Annotated in this window: 16 protein-coding genes; 11 read left to right on the top strand and 5 right to left on the bottom strand. The window is 42.2% G+C overall.

Annotated elements, in window-relative coordinates:
• Positions 1 to 109: 109 nt before the first annotated feature.
• From NSTC731_RS24990 to NSTC731_RS24970, 5 genes are all read left to right on the top strand, one after another.
• A complete protein-coding gene (locus tag NSTC731_RS24990) occupies positions 110 to 775 on the top strand; it encodes a cytochrome c oxidase subunit 3 (RefSeq protein WP_445632167.1) in 666 nt (221 codons plus the stop codon).
• A 38-nt stretch (positions 776 to 813) separates the two neighbouring features.
• Positions 814 to 1,059 (top strand): hypothetical protein, encoded by a 246-nt coding sequence (locus NSTC731_RS24985; protein ID WP_445627280.1) that lies wholly within the window; start codon positions 814 to 816, stop codon positions 1,057 to 1,059.
• A gap of 463 nt (positions 1,060 to 1,522) precedes the next feature.
• The gene (locus tag NSTC731_RS24980; RefSeq protein WP_445627279.1) at positions 1,523 to 1,822 is read left to right on the top strand and encodes a hypothetical protein; all 300 of its coding nucleotides are present in this window, start codon (positions 1,523 to 1,525) and stop codon (positions 1,820 to 1,822) included.
• A 173-nt stretch (positions 1,823 to 1,995) separates the two neighbouring features.
• A complete protein-coding gene (locus NSTC731_RS24975; RefSeq protein ID WP_445627278.1) occupies positions 1,996 to 3,363 on the top strand; it encodes an NAD(P)/FAD-dependent oxidoreductase in 1,368 nt (455 codons plus the stop codon).
• Between the two features lie 448 nt (positions 3,364 to 3,811).
• Positions 3,812 to 4,222, top strand: a complete 411-nt coding sequence (locus NSTC731_RS24970) for a peptidoglycan-binding domain-containing protein (RefSeq protein ID WP_445627277.1) — start codon at positions 3,812 to 3,814, stop codon at positions 4,220 to 4,222.
• 883 nt (positions 4,223 to 5,105) lie between these two features.
• Here NSTC731_RS24970 and NSTC731_RS24965 read toward each other — a convergent pair.
• The 4 genes from NSTC731_RS24965 to NSTC731_RS24950 all read right to left on the bottom strand — a co-directional run bounded on the left by NSTC731_RS24965 (position 5,106) and on the right by NSTC731_RS24950 (position 7,991).
• The gene (locus NSTC731_RS24965; RefSeq protein WP_445627276.1) at positions 5,106 to 5,741 is read right to left on the bottom strand and encodes a nucleotidyltransferase family protein; all 636 of its coding nucleotides are present in this window, start codon (positions 5,739 to 5,741) and stop codon (positions 5,106 to 5,108) included.
• Between the two features lie 5 nt (positions 5,742 to 5,746).
• Positions 5,747 to 6,904, bottom strand: a complete 1,158-nt coding sequence (locus tag NSTC731_RS24960) for an XdhC family protein (protein ID WP_445627275.1) — start codon at positions 6,902 to 6,904, stop codon at positions 5,747 to 5,749.
• A 400-nt stretch (positions 6,905 to 7,304) separates the two neighbouring features.
• Positions 7,305 to 7,478 (bottom strand): TetR/AcrR family transcriptional regulator, encoded by a 174-nt coding sequence (locus NSTC731_RS24955; protein WP_445627274.1) that lies wholly within the window; start codon positions 7,476 to 7,478, stop codon positions 7,305 to 7,307.
• Between the two features lie 114 nt (positions 7,479 to 7,592).
• Complete coding sequence (locus tag NSTC731_RS24950; protein WP_445627273.1) at positions 7,593 to 7,991, bottom strand: hypothetical protein; 399 nt, start codon at positions 7,989 to 7,991, stop codon at positions 7,593 to 7,595.
• Positions 7,992 to 8,333: 342 nt separating this feature from the next.
• Here NSTC731_RS24950 and NSTC731_RS24945 point away from each other — a divergent pair, with 342 nt between their 5' ends.
• The 6 genes from NSTC731_RS24945 to NSTC731_RS24920 are packed head-to-tail and all read left to right on the top strand — an operon-like array spanning position 8,334 to position 12,629.
• Positions 8,334 to 8,633 carry an ArsR/SmtB family transcription factor gene (locus tag NSTC731_RS24945; protein WP_445627272.1) on the top strand — a complete coding sequence of 100 codons (300 nt, stop codon included), beginning with the start codon at positions 8,334 to 8,336 and terminating at the stop codon, positions 8,631 to 8,633.
• Positions 8,634 to 8,661: 28 nt separating this feature from the next.
• Complete coding sequence (locus tag NSTC731_RS24940) at positions 8,662 to 9,510, top strand: phosphate ABC transporter substrate-binding protein (RefSeq protein WP_445627271.1); 849 nt, start codon at positions 8,662 to 8,664, stop codon at positions 9,508 to 9,510.
• Positions 9,467 to 10,345, top strand: coding sequence for a phosphate ABC transporter permease subunit PstC (gene pstC / locus NSTC731_RS24935; protein WP_445627270.1), 879 nt, complete (start codon positions 9,467 to 9,469; stop codon positions 10,343 to 10,345). Before NSTC731_RS24940 ends, pstC begins: the two co-directional genes overlap by 44 nt.
• Complete coding sequence (gene pstA / locus NSTC731_RS24930) at positions 10,338 to 11,192, top strand: phosphate ABC transporter permease PstA (RefSeq protein ID WP_445627269.1); 855 nt, start codon at positions 10,338 to 10,340, stop codon at positions 11,190 to 11,192. Before pstC ends, pstA begins: the two co-directional genes overlap by 8 nt.
• Entirely contained in the window at positions 11,189 to 11,983 is a 795-nt protein-coding gene (locus tag NSTC731_RS24925) for a phosphate ABC transporter ATP-binding protein (protein ID WP_445627268.1), read from the top strand. Before pstA ends, NSTC731_RS24925 begins: the two co-directional genes overlap by 4 nt.
• Positions 11,984 to 12,011: 28 nt before the next feature.
• Positions 12,012 to 12,629, top strand: a complete 618-nt coding sequence (locus NSTC731_RS24920) for a flavin reductase family protein (protein ID WP_445627267.1) — start codon at positions 12,012 to 12,014, stop codon at positions 12,627 to 12,629.
• 354 nt (positions 12,630 to 12,983) lie between these two features.
• Here NSTC731_RS24920 and NSTC731_RS24915 read toward each other — a convergent pair whose 3' ends face one another.
• Complete coding sequence (locus tag NSTC731_RS24915) at positions 12,984 to 14,555, bottom strand: MFS transporter (RefSeq protein WP_445627266.1); 1,572 nt, start codon at positions 14,553 to 14,555, stop codon at positions 12,984 to 12,986.
• Positions 14,556 to 14,595: the final 40 nt, after the last annotated feature.

Genomic DNA, 14,595 nt, shown 5'->3' with positions numbered 1-14,595 from the left:
ATGGGGAGCAGGGGAGAAATCAATTCAAAATTCAAAATTCACGCATTCAAAATTGAAGATTCAATCCTAATGCCCAATGCCCAATTCTTAATTTCCAATGACCAAAATCATGCAACGTCCCAGAATCCATATAGATGAAAGTCCGATCCGTTTCGATCGGTGGCGGCGACGCTTACCGAATTGGTTACAGCGCTTTCTGCCAAGTGGTGGCGGAAGTCATGAAGATCATCATGGCAAAGGGATGTTTGGGTTTACTGTATTCCTGTTGTCGGAAAGTATCATTTTTTTGAGTTTTATCTTTACTTATGTTGCTTTACGACTGAATACCAATAACTGGCTACCACCTGGGGTTTCTGGGCCAGAATTGTCTAAGCTCGTGATTATTAATACGGTAGTTTTACTTTCTAGTAGCTTTGTAATTCAACCAGCAGAAAATGCCCTCAAACGAAATCAATTGAGTAAATTTCGCTGGCTCTGGTTGATAACGATCGCAATGGGAATCTACTTTTTAATTGGTCTATTAATTGAGTGGAAAAATCTCGATTTCAAGCTGACTACGGGATTAGTTGGTTCCACATTCTATTTGCTAACAGGTTTCCACGGTTTACACGTTTTGGCGGGTGTAGTGCTTCAGATAATTATGCTGATTCGCTCATTCATTCCAGGCAATTATAATAAAACTCACTTCGGTACAAGTGCGACAACTCTATTTTGGCACTTTGTTGATGTAGTTTGGGTCTTCCTTTTCTCGCTTCTCTATCTTTGGCGGGCATAAAAATTTTCAGTTTACCAAGTATTTACAGGAGTAACTTTATGAATTTATTCATTCAAGAATTACCAGCCTCAGAACTCGCGCCAAAAGCAGTTCAAGAAACTCCCGCACCAGGTAAAGACCCACTCATTGCACGTGGGTTACAAAAAGAGCAATATATTGGCATTATTGGATTAGCGATCGCTCTAATTGCTGCTGTGGGATTTTTTAGTCGTAGAGTCGAATACGCTATTGCTTTCGCTTTGTTCCTCAGCGTCTTTTTAATTGCCTTATTTTTATTTATATAGTGAATTAGTCATTTGTAAAGACAAAGAACTAATAGAGGTATAAGTAAAAATAAATCATGACTTACGCAAACAATAGCCAAAATCCTGATTTTTAGGTAACGGCAATTCATGAATTGTCCCTACAACGTGTAGTTTTGCGTAAGTCTTATAAATTCGCACTTAAGCTTACCCCTTAATGACGAAACCCCGGCACGAATTACAAAAGCAATTGCAAATTTAAACCACATTTCTTAGTGCCATTCACTTCAATTGTACGCTAATGCTGAAACGAATATGGGGTAATCTTTCTAGCAATAGCATCTTTAGCTATAACAGTAGTTATTTAGTCAAGCAGGAAAAGTAGGAAAAGTAGGAAAAGTAGTATATTTTGCAGTAAACCTTCATTATCCTGTTAATAAGATTTAAATTAGTAGGTAGTAGATGGTTAAATTCAAATATTGGGAATTAATGAACGAAGGAAGTTATGACAAACAACAAAATTGCCGACTTGGAAACTAGCTTGTTAGAAGAATTGAGTGATGCACAATCAATGCTAGTAGTAGGAGGAATTGGTAATGATAATGGTATAAACACTGTGATCGGTAATGGAGCCAGTGAAATATTCAACATTCAAGTTAATAACGGCGACTTATCTCCTCAGTCGGGATTGATTCAAGGAAATTTGAACTTCAACACACAAGCGCAAGGAAATCAACCCCTGGCAAATCCATTAGGATTAGTTAACATACCAGATTTGTCTGTAAATGCTTCTCTCGGTAGCTGAAACGTAGATGCAATATAGCTAAATAAGAAATAATTTTTTTATCTATAGAGAAAGTGGTCGCCATAGTCGATCGCTTTTTCTATTGGTAAAAGTTTAGACTTTTTTAAGTTTTACCTTAACAAAAGGAGTAATTATATAAAAGTGAGTTATGAATTTGGTAAAAGAGATATTTTATGAACAACCCAGTTTATCAAACTGTGATTCTTGGTGGTGGCTTCACTGGCTTATTTACAGCCTTACACCTAGCTCACGAACATTATCCTCGCTCTGTAATTTTGATCGATCGAAATGAAAGTTTTTGCTTTAAGCCCTTACTCTACGAATATTTCAGTGGCGAGATGGATGCTTTTCAAGTCGTACCGCGTTTTGTAGAATTGCTTAAAGGTAGTGGTGTAATTTTTGTTCAAGATGTAGTGGAATCGATTGACTTGCACCAACAACAAGTCAAATTAGCTTCGGGAAACTCATACAACTACAGTAACTTAGTCTTAGCTTTAGGTAGTGTTACTGCTTATCATCATCTGGAAGGTGCTAAAGAACACGCTTTTCCTTTTTGGACAGAAGCAGATGCGATCGCTCTCGACCGGCATTTAGGCGATTGTTTGCAAAAAGCAATCAAAACTGAAGATCCAGAACAACGTCGTCAACTGCTAACAATAGTTATAGTTGGTGGTGGTGCAAGTGGTGTAGAAATGGCAGCTACCTTAGCTGATTTACTCCCACATTGGTATAGCGCTATGGGAGGAAATTCTAGTGAAATCCGGGTGGTATTGCTCAATCACGGTCAAGAAATTCTCAATGGTGATATTAACAATCCTCTGCGCCCAATTGCTGAAAAAGAATTACAAAAACGCACGATTCCAATTGAAATACTTACGGGAGCAGAAGCCACTACTATTCATGCCAATGCGATTGAATATAAGCGCAATGAGCAAATTGAAACATTGCCAACATACACCGCAATCTGGACAGCTGGTACTTCTATTCACCCACTAATTAAAGATTTACCAATTTCTCAAGAACATCGCGATCGCCACAACCGCCTCTTAGTTACTCCCACAATGCAACTACTCGACTTTCCAGAAGTATTTGCAGGCGGGGATTGTGTCGCAGTTCAAGATAATTCACTACCGCCAACAGCCCAAGTTGCTTATCAGCAAGGAGCCAATATTGCCCAAAATTTGAAAGCATTAGCTTTAGGTGGAGACTTCAAACCATTAAAGGTAAATATACGCGGAACTCTCTTGAAATTAGGGTTAAATGATGCTGCTGCTAATTTATTCAATGTTTTTGAAGTTGCAGGAGAATCCGGGCATTTAATTCGTCAAGGAACTTATTTAACACTATTACCAACACCAATTCATGACTTTAAAGCAACAACTGAATGGGTGGATGAAGAGATTTTTCATCACCATCTCGATCCTCATGATGTGGGCAAAAAAGTTGTTCAAGCAGTGGAGGTGGTTGGCGCAGGAGTTATGGGCGTTTTAGCTGCTAGAAAATTATTGAAAATGTTGGGTTCTGAGGATAAAAGAGACTAGTACAAAGCGGCGGAAATAAACCACGCATTCAAAACCGAATGGCACGCTTGTAAAGCCCAAAGACTTATTGTATCCTCGTTCCCAGCCTCCAGGCTTTTAACCAGTTGGGGCAAAGGCTGTATCTTAACAAGCGTGCCATTCCATTCAAAATCAATGAAATGCTTACGCCGTATTAATTTTTAATTTTTAATTTTGAATTCCGCCTTGCGGTACTAGCGCAATTTCGTGCGACATAAATTTTAATACATTTAGTCATGGTTTTGTCACAATTTCGCAATAGCTTTGTCAATACGACGTGTGATGCTATAGCTCTGGCTTCGGAAATAGTCTCAGACTAAACCCACACACCAGAATCTACAGAAGAAAATCACTTAAGGCACAGTACCTTATGAAGATGATTCTTCAAATAGAAATTGCAAAATCTCATACAGTTGTAAGGAACAAGAAAATGAATTGGAAAGTACTTGCTTTGCTCCCTGCGTTGACTCTAGCTACTGCTGTACCTGCTTACTCTTTAACTAATAATAAAAGCCAAAATTCGGCTACTGCTACCCACATTGCCCAAAGTACTCAGCCAGGCAATACCATGAAAAAGCCTAATGCTGTACCAAAGGTTAGTGCCAAGCACAAGTCTAATCGTGTGGCAAAGCGTAGTACTGGTACTGTACTAACAGTAGGCAGCAGAGGAGAGACAGTGAAAACTGTTCAGAATTCTTTAAAACAGCAAGGATTCTATACAGCAAGCGTAAATGGTGTGTTTGATAATAAGACTCGTGCAGCTGTAATCAAATTTCAGAAATCTAAAGGATTAAGAGCAGATGGAATAATTGGACATCGAACTTTAGCCGCTCTTAAATAAAATTGTTTACTAATATCCTCATTGCTAAAATGCTTTAAAAACAAAAGGCTAGGAAAGAAATTCTAGCCTTAGAGGTTGTTTTAAAATTGGTTAGCTGTGACTTTAGGCACCTATCGATCCCCCCTAGCCCACGCCAGTCGCTCCACTTGGGGAGGGAACAAGATTTCTTATTTCCCCCCAATATATCGGGGGGATTAAGGGGGGTAATTCGACTTATGTATACACCGTAGCCTTAACAAGGGGGGATTAAGGGGGGTGATACCTGGATAAGCGGAGGGTTTTGTCTATGTGACGCATTCTTTTGTTGATTTGGGGTTCGCAATTGCTGATTTGGTGTACGCAATTGCTGATTTGGGGTTCGCAATTGTTGATTTGGGGTTCGCAATTGCTGATTTGGCGTACGCAATTGTTAATTTGGAGTTCGCAATTGCTAATTTGGAGTTCGCAATTGTTAATTTGGAGTTCGCAATTGCTGATTTGGAGTTCGCAATTGCTGATTTGGCGTACGCATTTGTTGATTTGGCGTACGCATTTGTTGATTCGGCGTGTCCATAACGCACCCGACGAAACTACTAGAATTGAAACTTATGCTGGTCATACTTGTGTGTACACTCTAGCCCTTAACAAGGGGGAGTTATATCATGTCCGCCTAATAAGTTATAATTCCCGTATCTGTGCAAAAACCAGGAAACCCTCTTTCCCCCTGCCTCCTGCTCCCTGCTCCCCTGCCGTCTTCATGATAAGTCTTTAACCAGACACGATATTAGAGGGGGTCAGAAGGACTTGTGTGTACACCGTAGCTTGAAAAGGGGGGAACTAGAATCAAGTCCCCCAATTTATCAAGGGATTGAGGGGGATATAAGTTCGCTTTTAGCGTTTTTGTTCAAGATACTTCAAAAATTCTTTTAGTAATTGATAGCAATTGTTCGTAATCCTTTGGTGTATCAATATCGATATCCCCTAATGGAAACGGAATAGAAAACACTTCATTAAGGTGATGATTAATAACTTTTTTTGCTCCTGAAGTTTCTTTTAAAGTGGCAAGTTCTGAAAAAAATGTCTGACTAAATAGAGCAGGTACACCTAATGTATCTCCATATTCACAAGCAACGATCGGTTTTTTTGTCGAATAATATGTATCAACAAGTTGATTGATAATTTGGGTAGAAACAAATGGCTGGTCGCAAAGTGTAATAACTACTGCTTCTATTTTTTGCGGAAGATTATTTAACAATTCAATACCACTCTTGATTGAGGTACTCATTCCACAAACCCAATCCGAGTTTTTAACTACTTTAACGGGAAGTTGTTTAATTTGGGGATGAATCTGTTCTGCGTTGGCTCCAAGTACTACTACCACAGGTTGACAAACTGAAGCGATCGCCATGTCTATAATATATTGCAGCAAACTACGCTCTTTGTAAAGCAATAGTTGTTTCGGTGTACCCATCCGTGTAGATGCACCAGCAGCAAGAATCATAATGGCTATGGTTGATTTCTCATTGTCTATAGGAGTCATAAAAACTAGGTGGTAAGTAGCAAGTTTGAGTTGCTTTCATCACATTGGTGAATCGGTTGATTGCGATTTCTTAAAAAATTACCATTGCGGTTTGTTAGCACTGCTTGAATTTCTGCAATAATCGCGATCGCTATTTCTTCTGGTGTATCTGCTCCGATATCAATCCCAATCGGGCCATGCAATCTGGTTAATTGTTCGGTAGTATAAACTATTCCTTGCGAACCTAAATCTTCAAGCAATCTTTCAGTACGCGCCTTTGGCCCTAAAACCCCTATGTAGCGTGCGGGAAATGGCAGCAACATTTTCAAAATTTCCAGGTCATCAAGATAATTATGCGTCATCACTACAGCAACTGTGTTGACATCTATAAATACCTGTTTTTGTACAATTTCTCGCCGAGTCAGAATCACATCACAAGCTATTGGAAATCGAGCTTCAGTAGCCTCATTAGCTCGACAATCGACTACAGTAACATCCCAACCTAATGCTTGAGCAAACTGTGCTACGGGTATAGCGTCATAACCTGCACCAAATATTACTAAAGGTGTAGGTGGTTGGATGACTTCAATAAAAACTTCTGCACTGCCTAAAGGTAACTGATAGTTTTTTACACTAGACTTTTGATTAGTAAAAGCTGCTTGAATATCTATTTGCAGAGATTGAATTAAATGTGGATCTTTGATGTCAGCGATCGTTTTACCATCAGGATACATCAGTAAGCGCGCTCCAAGTTTCACATCTACCTCGCCTTCAAAGGCAAAGACTGTAGCAATGATACCCAAATGTTTTCGATCGAAGCACTCTTGCATAAAAGCGATCGCATTCAGTAAACTTTCTTTTTCAAGACGTTCAATCAAAACTTGCACTGTCCCATTGCACCCCAAACCAAAGCCCCAAAGAATATCTTCCGAGGCGGTGTTATCGTAAGTAACAACAATTGGTTCGCCGTCCGACATTCGTTGTTGAGTATGCTCAAATACGTCGTTTTCCAAGCAACCAGCGCTGATTGTTCCGATCGTCCGACCTGTATCTGTCATCAGCATTTTAGCACCCGGTCGGCGATAGGTTGAACCTTGAGTTTTGACTACAGTAGCAAGAAAAGTAATTTCACCATTTTTTTGACTTGACTGGAAGCCTTCTAAAATTGCTTGTAATTCGTTCATTTGTTTCTGTTTTTAGCAGTTTCTAAACTTGAGTAGGCAGTCTCAATGGAAACAATAGACTTATTGCATAAGTCGGGAAAAGGTTGTGTATTGTCCCCTTCCCCTTTAACCTTTACCCTTTCCCCCCTCTTGCAAAAAGCACTTTTGCAAGAGGTCTAATGCGATCGCTGTGCCATTGTGCATCGCTGCTAGTGTCAAACACTCCTTAGATTTGCTGCCTTTTAGCGATTACAGTATGATAGGTTAGATTGAGGTGCGTTGTTTACCGCCACAGGCATCGCGGTGTTCTGCTATCCAAGATAAGCGAAAACACCACTGAAATCATGCCCCACAGGATAGTTGCCAACTTTAATCATTTATCTATCATGAAAGTTAGCACGGAATACTGATTTTCCCTAACTTACAGTTTTGGCAATGACTTTAAATGATTGTAAAACGACATTTTAGCAACGCCAGATTCAGCAACGATTTTGTCAATACCGACATTGCGAATTTCCTCTCGATAAAACAAACATGATGCTGTACTTAGGATGCGATCGCGAATAGATTTACGGGTTGTTTTCGATTTAGTCATTTAAATCGCATCCTTGAATAAGGTGTAAATCTTAAATACTTCGTCAATAATACTGACAAAATTTTTCCCAACTTCACGATTATTTAAACCTGATACTTTACTAGCTTTTTGAAGTTAGGCTGTTAGACCTAACCCCCAGCCTCTTCCCTTATAGAGAAGGGGAGTAAGATTCAAAGCCTCTCTCGTTTTAGGAGAGAGGTCAATAAACGACTGCCCGAATTCAATAAACGACTGCCCGAATTCAATCAACGGCTGCCCGAATTCAATCAACGGCTGCCCGAATTCAATAAACGACTGCCCGAATTCAATCAACGGCTGCCCGAATTCAATCAACGGCTGCCCGAATTCAATAAACGACTGCCCGAATTCAATAAACGGCTGCCCGAATTCAATAAACGACTGCCCGAATTCAATAAACGACTGCCCGAATTCAATAAACGACTGCCCGAATTCAATAAACGACTGCCCGAATTCAATAAACGACTGTCCAAATTCAATATAGGAACTTAGCAAACTTGCTTTTATTAAACACAAAAGCGATGGCTTTGCCAACGCCTGCCGTAGGATGCCCGTTCGCGTAGCGTGTCATCAAGAAAAAGTGAAACCCTTACGAGTGATTCTAGTTTATACCAATAAAAACTCAGTAAACCTCACGAGATGGGGTAAACATCAAGCTTTGGTTAAAAAATTTAATTTTAATTGTAGAGCGTGACACTTTCTACCTTAAAATATGAATCGAATTTCATATGAATTGCTATTTATTTGCGATCGCAGCAGTTGTTAATTTTCGCTGAACACGAGAGTATTCGCTGCCAAGTAACTTCGGAAACAAGAAAAACCTATTCCTTTAGAGCAATGAAAAACAGCAGCAAGAAGCAGGTTAACTGCGTAGAAAAGCTGAAGGTGCTGGCAGATGAAACTCGTCTAGCAGTATTAGAACTTCTGATCGACAGTCCCAAACACGTGGGGGAGATGAACGCAATTTTGGGCTTGGAACAAAGCCTGCTCTCGCATCATTTACAAGTTCTGCGTCGCTCCCAGTTGGTTGTGCCCTTGCGTGATGGGAAAACAATTCTCTACCACCTGGCTCCAGAAGTGGAAGTAACTACAGGCAAAGCTTTGAACCTTGGCTGTTGTGTCCTCTGTTTTAACTAAAAACCCAATTTCGGGTTGAAAAGCAATAATGAAAAATTCTCAAATTTTACCTCTGGCGATTGGGTTGGCTTCCTGCGTTTGGTTACAAGGCTGTTCATCAGCGAATCGAGACGCAAATAATACAAATAAGCTTCAGGGAAAACTAGTACTTACAGGCTCCAGTACAATTGCACCGTTAGCAGCTGAAATTGGCAAGCGTTTTGAATCTCAGCATCCAGGTGTGCGAGTTGATGTGCAATCAGGGGGGTCTTCCCGTGGGGTTTCTGATGCTCGTCAAGGCGTCGCTAATGTTGGCATGGTTTCTCGTGCCTTGAAGCCAGAAGAAAACGATTTAAAAGCATTTTCTATCGCCCGTGATGGAGTAACGGTAATTCTCCATAAAGACAATCCAGTAAAATCGCTCAACGACAAGCAAGTTGTAGATATTTACACAGGTAAGGTGACGAACTGGAAACAAGTGGGAGGTAAAGATGGAGCAATTACAGTTGTTAACAAAGCCGAAGGACGTTCTACTTTAGAATTATTTACTCACTATTTCAAGCTGAAAAATACAGACATCAAAGCCCAAGTAGTAATTGGTGACAATCAGCAGGGAATTAAAACAGTAGCAGGAAACCCGAATGCAATTGGTTATGTATCGATCGGGTCAGCAGAAAATAGTGCAGCCAATGGAGTAGCTATAAAGCTGCTACCTGTAAATGGGATAGCTGCAACAACAGCCAACGTTCAGAATGGGACTTTTCCGATTTCTCGTCCACTTAACTTAGTAACTAAAACCCAACCTCAAGGATTGACAAAAGCATTTCTTGATTTCGCGCAATCACAACAGGTAAGTGACATTGTTCAAAAGCAAAACTTTGTCGTCGTCTCCAAATGACTTTTGGTTAATTTGGATACTGCGTTTTTTAGGGGTAGTAGCAGGGGCGATCGCACTTTTAATTATCGTCTTTCTGATTCTGGAGTCTTTACCAGTCCTCAATCATATAGGAATAACACGTTTTTTTACAGACTCTTCTTGGAACCCAACCGCCGGATTATATAATCTCTTCCCGATGTTACTGGGTACATTTTTAGCAACGGTTGGCTCAGTAGCGATCGCCACACCAATCGGAATTCTATCTGCGGTTTTTTGTCAATTTTACGCCCCACCTGCAATGGCTCGGTTATACCGTCGCTTAATTGAACTATTAGCAGGAATTCCTTCTGTAGTCTACGGTTTTTGGGGATTAGTGGTGCTGGTTCCGATGATTGGTAAGATACATCCACCGGGGCCAAGTCTACTCGCGGGTATTGCCATTCTCACGGTGATGATTTTGCCAACAATAGCGCTTGTAGCCGATGCTAGTTTAGCGAAAGTCCCAATTTCTTACCTTCAAGGAGCAGCAGCTTTAGGATTATCCCGTTGGGCAACTATCTCTAGAGTGGTGCTTCCTGCTGCCAAATCTGGATTATTCACAGGCTTAATTTTAGAAACAGGTCGAGCAATTGGCGAAACAATGGCTATTTTGATGGTGTGTGGCAATGTGGTACAAATGCCAAAAAGTATATTTGACCCCATCCGCACGTTGACGGCTAATATTGCTCTGGAAATGGCTTATGCCACAGGAGATCACCGGTCGGCGTTGTTTGTTAGCGGTTTAGTCTTGATGGGAATGATTGTGCTGTTAGTTGCGGTTGCGGAAATCATCAGTCAAGGAAAAATATATGGGTGAACCTGTTGTAAGTCCTAAAGATTGGTTGCCAACAATGATTGTTTGGACAACTGCTGCCCTAGTTACTGGTATCTTCCTTTGGATACTCAGTGATATCCTTTGGCATGGGATAGGACACTTGACGTGGGAATTTCTGACGACTGAGCCGGAAAATGCTGGCAGAGAAGGGGGAATTGCCAGCATTCTTGTTTCCACTTTTCTAATTATGGCAGTGTGTATGGCGGTTTCTATCCCTATTGGTGTTGGTACAGCCGTTTTACTGGCAGAATTCACCCCTGTGGATAGTTGGTTTGGTGGGTTGGTGCGGCGTAGTTTAGATGTACTGGCAGGAGTCCCCTCAATCGTTTTTGGGTTGTTTGGCAACATCTTCTTTTGTCAAGTTTTGGGGCTGGGATTTTCTATTTTGTCGGGAGGATTGACCTTGGGATGTATGGTGTTACCAATCTTGATTCGCTCTACAGAAGAAGGATTTCGCGCTGTTCCCAATGAGTATAGATTAGGAGCCGCAGCCCTTGGTTTTTCTCGCACGACAACGTTATTTCAACTATTGTTACCTGCTGCTGTCCCTGGTTTGGTTGTGGGATTGGTGCTGGGTATTGGTCGAGCGATCGCAGAGACGGCAGCTTTAATTTTTACTAGTGGTTACGTAGATAGAATGCCAGAATCACTGCTAGATTCCGGGCGTGCCCTCTCGATTCATATTTTTGATTTATCAATGAACGTCTCTGGGGGAGATGCCAATGCTTACGCCTCAGCATTAGTCTTGCTAGTATCACTGCTGCTGATTAATGGTACAGCAGCATGGATTGCAGATAATTGGTTGCACAGGAGAATTTTTTCTGGATGAAATCGGCAAATATCGCTATTGGAATTGTTGAACCGTTGATTGAAACGGAGAACTTAACTCTGCAATACGGGCAAAAAACTGCATTTGCTAATGTTAATTTGAGTGTGAATCTGGGGGAAATTTTGGCATTGGTGGGGCCTTCTGGTTGTGGAAAAACTAGCTTTTTGAGTTGCTTAAATCGGTTGACAGACATGATTCCTCATTGTCGAGTCCAAGGGCGGATTCGCATAGGTAGTTTAGACGTGCTAAATGCCAAAACGAATGCGAACGCGCTGCGGCGGCAAGTTGGGATGATTTTCCAAAAGCCTAATCCTTTTCCTTTATCAATTTGGAAGAATCTGGAATTACCCCTGCGAGAACATGGTATCCCTAAAGAACAAATCGATGCGATCGTTGAGACAAGCCTGAAAGATGTTGGACTTTGGGATGAAGTCAAAGACCGACTGCAAACCTCTGCCTTAGCACTTTCTGGCGGACAGCAGCAGAGGTTGTGCATAGCTAGAGCCTTGGCTTTGCAACCAGAAATCCTGTTATTGGATGAACCTTGTAGCGCCCTCGACCCAATTGCCAGTGGAATAGTTGAAGATTTAATTACTAGTTTGCGTCAGCGTTATACCTTGCTAATTGTGACGCATAACCTAGCGCAAGCCAAACGTATCGCGGATCGAGTTGCTTTGTTCTGGGTGCAGTCAGGTGTTGGGCAATTGATTGAGTCAGGTTCAGTAGAGCAAATTTTTGAGTACCCCCAACATCCCTTGACAGCAGCTTATGTCACAGGTGCAAGGGGTTGATTTGAAAAATATAGAAATAGAGAATTTTATGTTATCATTTGTGCCGCAGGAAATGAAAGACCCTGCTCCTTATCATCTATTGACAAGCATCGTTGCTCCTCGCCCAATTGCCTGGGTGTCTACAATTAGTGCCTCTGGAATTTCCAATCTTGCCCCGTATTCCTTTTTCAATGCAGTAGCAGGTTTTCCACCAACTATTATGTTTTCAATTGCATATCGTAGACATGAGCCAAAAGAAAAGGACACGTTACGCAATATTCATGAAGTTGATGAATTTGTGTGTCATGTGGTGGATGAAACACTGTCTCAGGCAATGGCTCAAACCGGAACAGAATTTCCCTATGGAGTTAACGAGTTTGAAAAAGCAAACTTAAAAGCTATTCCTGCTACAGATGTCCGACCATTGCGGATTGAAAGCTCACCAGTGGCAATGGAGTGTAAAGTCACACAAATAGTGACAGTGGAAGGAACCAATAATGTGATGGTATTGGGTCGAGTGTTACGATTTCATGTGCGTGAAGACCTATACCGCCAAGATTTGGGGTTAGTTGATACTGTAAGGATGCGGCCGATTACGCGCTTAGGTGGGCCAGTTGAGTATACAAAGATTGGGAAACTATTTGAGATGACAACTCCAAAGGTATGAGCGGATGTAAATTTATAGGGGTTGCGCGTAGGTTTTTTGTAGCTTGTAAAATTCACCCTTAACTTATATTCTAGATTCGCCATTGTTGAAAATAAGCCTATTGGTTTTCAAGCCAATCTGGACATTCAACTTGTTTAACGTGAGTTCGACGAGTGCTATTTTGACCTCTCCCCCAGCCCCTCTCCTACAAGGAGAGGGGAGCAAAAACTCTCCTTACGTGTACTCTATTTCAGATTTGTGTATACACCGTAGCGCCTTTTAAGAAAAAGAGGCTGGGAGAAAGAGGTCTGTCGAACTCACGTTTGTTTAAGAATATCCTGTTTTCAGTCTTTTTTAAGCTCGTGCTTCTTGGGATTAGCGAGCATAAATCATGTGAGAAATAACTGGGGGTTTATCGCCTTGATGAAAGGCAAAAACCCTTTCGCGAATTTCTCGATCTGCCACTGTAAACCGCTCATATTGACGTAAATGATCTACCCAAGACTCGACGATAAACGTCTCTAAGTAGCGATGCGGCACAGATGTATCATGAAAGATGCCCCAGCGAATCGCACCATCTCGTAGCCGCACCACGCGCAGGGCATTAATTGCCGCAATGAATTCTTCTGCTTGAACTGGGTCAATACAATATTCAAGTGTGACTAAAACTGGCCCTTCTTCTGGTTGCAATTCAATTACTACCAGCGGTTCTGCTCGCCGTAATGCTGGGCCTAAATCCAGTTTTCCTGATAGCAAGCGATAACGCCGCGCTGTGAACGTTCCCCCGACTAAGCCGATCGCAGCAATGAATAAGGCAGTCTGCATACCCCAATGCTCTGCCGCTGCACCCCAAACAATACTACCAATTGCTGAACCTCCTTGAAATACCATCTGATAAGTTCCTAGTGCCCGCGCCTGCACCCAAGCGGGAACCGCAAGCTGCACTGTAATATTCAAACTGGATGTCATACTTGTCCAGGCAATTCCCGCCGCCAGCAAAGCCAGCAACACCAAAGGTACGTTGTGAATGAATGCCAGAATTAATGTGGCAACTGCAAACACCAGAGTTCCGGCAATCACAACTCCATCGGCTGTGAGACGTTGACGCAATCGTGGCAGCAAAATTGCACCGAAAATCGCCCCTAATCCAAAGCAACCGAGTAGTAAACCATACCCACCTGCTCCTTGTCGCAAATCTTGTTGTGCTACCAAAGGCAGCAAGGCTAACAACGCACTCGTGCAACTAGTCAAAACAGCCGCACGAATTAACACGGCTTGCAGGGCGGGAGAAAAACGGACATAGCGAATACCAGCTCGCACAGAACCCAATACTCGCTCTGCGGGCAGGGCGCTTTCATAAAGCGGTTGGCGCTGCCAACGATAGAGGATGTAAATCACCCCGATAAAGGAGAGGGCATCAATCAAAAAGACGACTCCCGCATTTGCCGCCACCAATATAAAACCTGCGATCGCAGGCCCAACTGCTCGCGCAATGTTAAACCCAGCACTATTTAAAGCAATGGCAGCCATCAGTTCCGATCGCGGTACTAATTCTGGTACAATAGCTTGCCAAGCTGGGCCATTCATTGCCGCTCCCACGTTGAGCAAAAACGTCAGCGCCAGCAGTGACCACGGTGTAATCTTACCTGCAAAAATCAATCCACTCAAGATCAGTGCCGCAACCAGCATCCAGACTTGCCAAAACAGCAGTAACCGACGGCGATCGAAAATATCTGCCGTTGCTCCGGCTGGTAATCCTAACAGCAGCACTGGCAAAGTTGCGGCTGTTTGCATCAGTGCCACCAACAGAGGAGAGGTGGTAAGAGAAGTCATTAACCAAGCTCCCGCCGTGTCCTCCATCCAACCGCCAATGTTGGAGACAATCGAGGCAATCCAGCGATCGCGAAACAAAGATTTACGGAGCGGACTCCAAGCAGAGGTTGTCATGACTGCGGTATCTCGGATTTATCACCACATCTCTCAAAAC

It is taken from the genome of Nostoc sp. DSM 114167 (assembly GCF_052692655.1).
Note: the sequence above shows the minus strand (reverse complement) of the source record. Positions and strands in the feature narration are given on the sequence as shown.

Bases quoted from the DNA above. Each gene is read 5' to 3' on its own strand.
- NSTC731_RS24940 (WP_445627271.1), top strand. From the start codon at position 8,662: ATGAAAAATTCTCAAATTTTACCTCTGGCGATTGGGTTGGCTTCCTGC.
- NSTC731_RS24970 (WP_445627277.1), top strand. From the start codon at position 3,812: ATGAATTGGAAAGTACTTGCTTTGCTCCCTGCGTTGACTCTAGCTACT.
- NSTC731_RS24960 (WP_445627275.1), bottom strand. From the start codon at position 6,904: ATGAACGAATTACAAGCAATTTTAGAAGGCTTCCAGTCAAGTCAAAAA.
- NSTC731_RS24975 (WP_445627278.1), top strand. From the start codon at position 1,996: ATGAACAACCCAGTTTATCAAACTGTGATTCTTGGTGGTGGCTTCACT.
- NSTC731_RS24965 (WP_445627276.1), bottom strand. From the start codon at position 5,741: ATGACTCCTATAGACAATGAGAAATCAACCATAGCCATTATGATTCTT.
- NSTC731_RS24955 (WP_445627274.1), bottom strand. From the start codon at position 7,478: ATGACTAAATCGAAAACAACCCGTAAATCTATTCGCGATCGCATCCTA.
- NSTC731_RS24915 (WP_445627266.1), bottom strand. From the start codon at position 14,555: ATGACAACCTCTGCTTGGAGTCCGCTCCGTAAATCTTTGTTTCGCGAT.
- NSTC731_RS24990 (WP_445632167.1), top strand. From the start codon at position 110: ATGCAACGTCCCAGAATCCATATAGATGAAAGTCCGATCCGTTTCGAT.
- NSTC731_RS24985 (WP_445627280.1), top strand. From the start codon at position 814: ATGAATTTATTCATTCAAGAATTACCAGCCTCAGAACTCGCGCCAAAA.
- NSTC731_RS24980 (WP_445627279.1), top strand. From the start codon at position 1,523: ATGACAAACAACAAAATTGCCGACTTGGAAACTAGCTTGTTAGAAGAA.
- NSTC731_RS24945 (WP_445627272.1), top strand. From the start codon at position 8,334: ATGAAAAACAGCAGCAAGAAGCAGGTTAACTGCGTAGAAAAGCTGAAG.
- pstA (WP_445627269.1), top strand. From the start codon at position 10,338: ATGGGTGAACCTGTTGTAAGTCCTAAAGATTGGTTGCCAACAATGATT.
- NSTC731_RS24920 (WP_445627267.1), top strand. From the start codon at position 12,012: ATGTTATCATTTGTGCCGCAGGAAATGAAAGACCCTGCTCCTTATCAT.
- NSTC731_RS24925 (WP_445627268.1), top strand. From the start codon at position 11,189: ATGAAATCGGCAAATATCGCTATTGGAATTGTTGAACCGTTGATTGAA.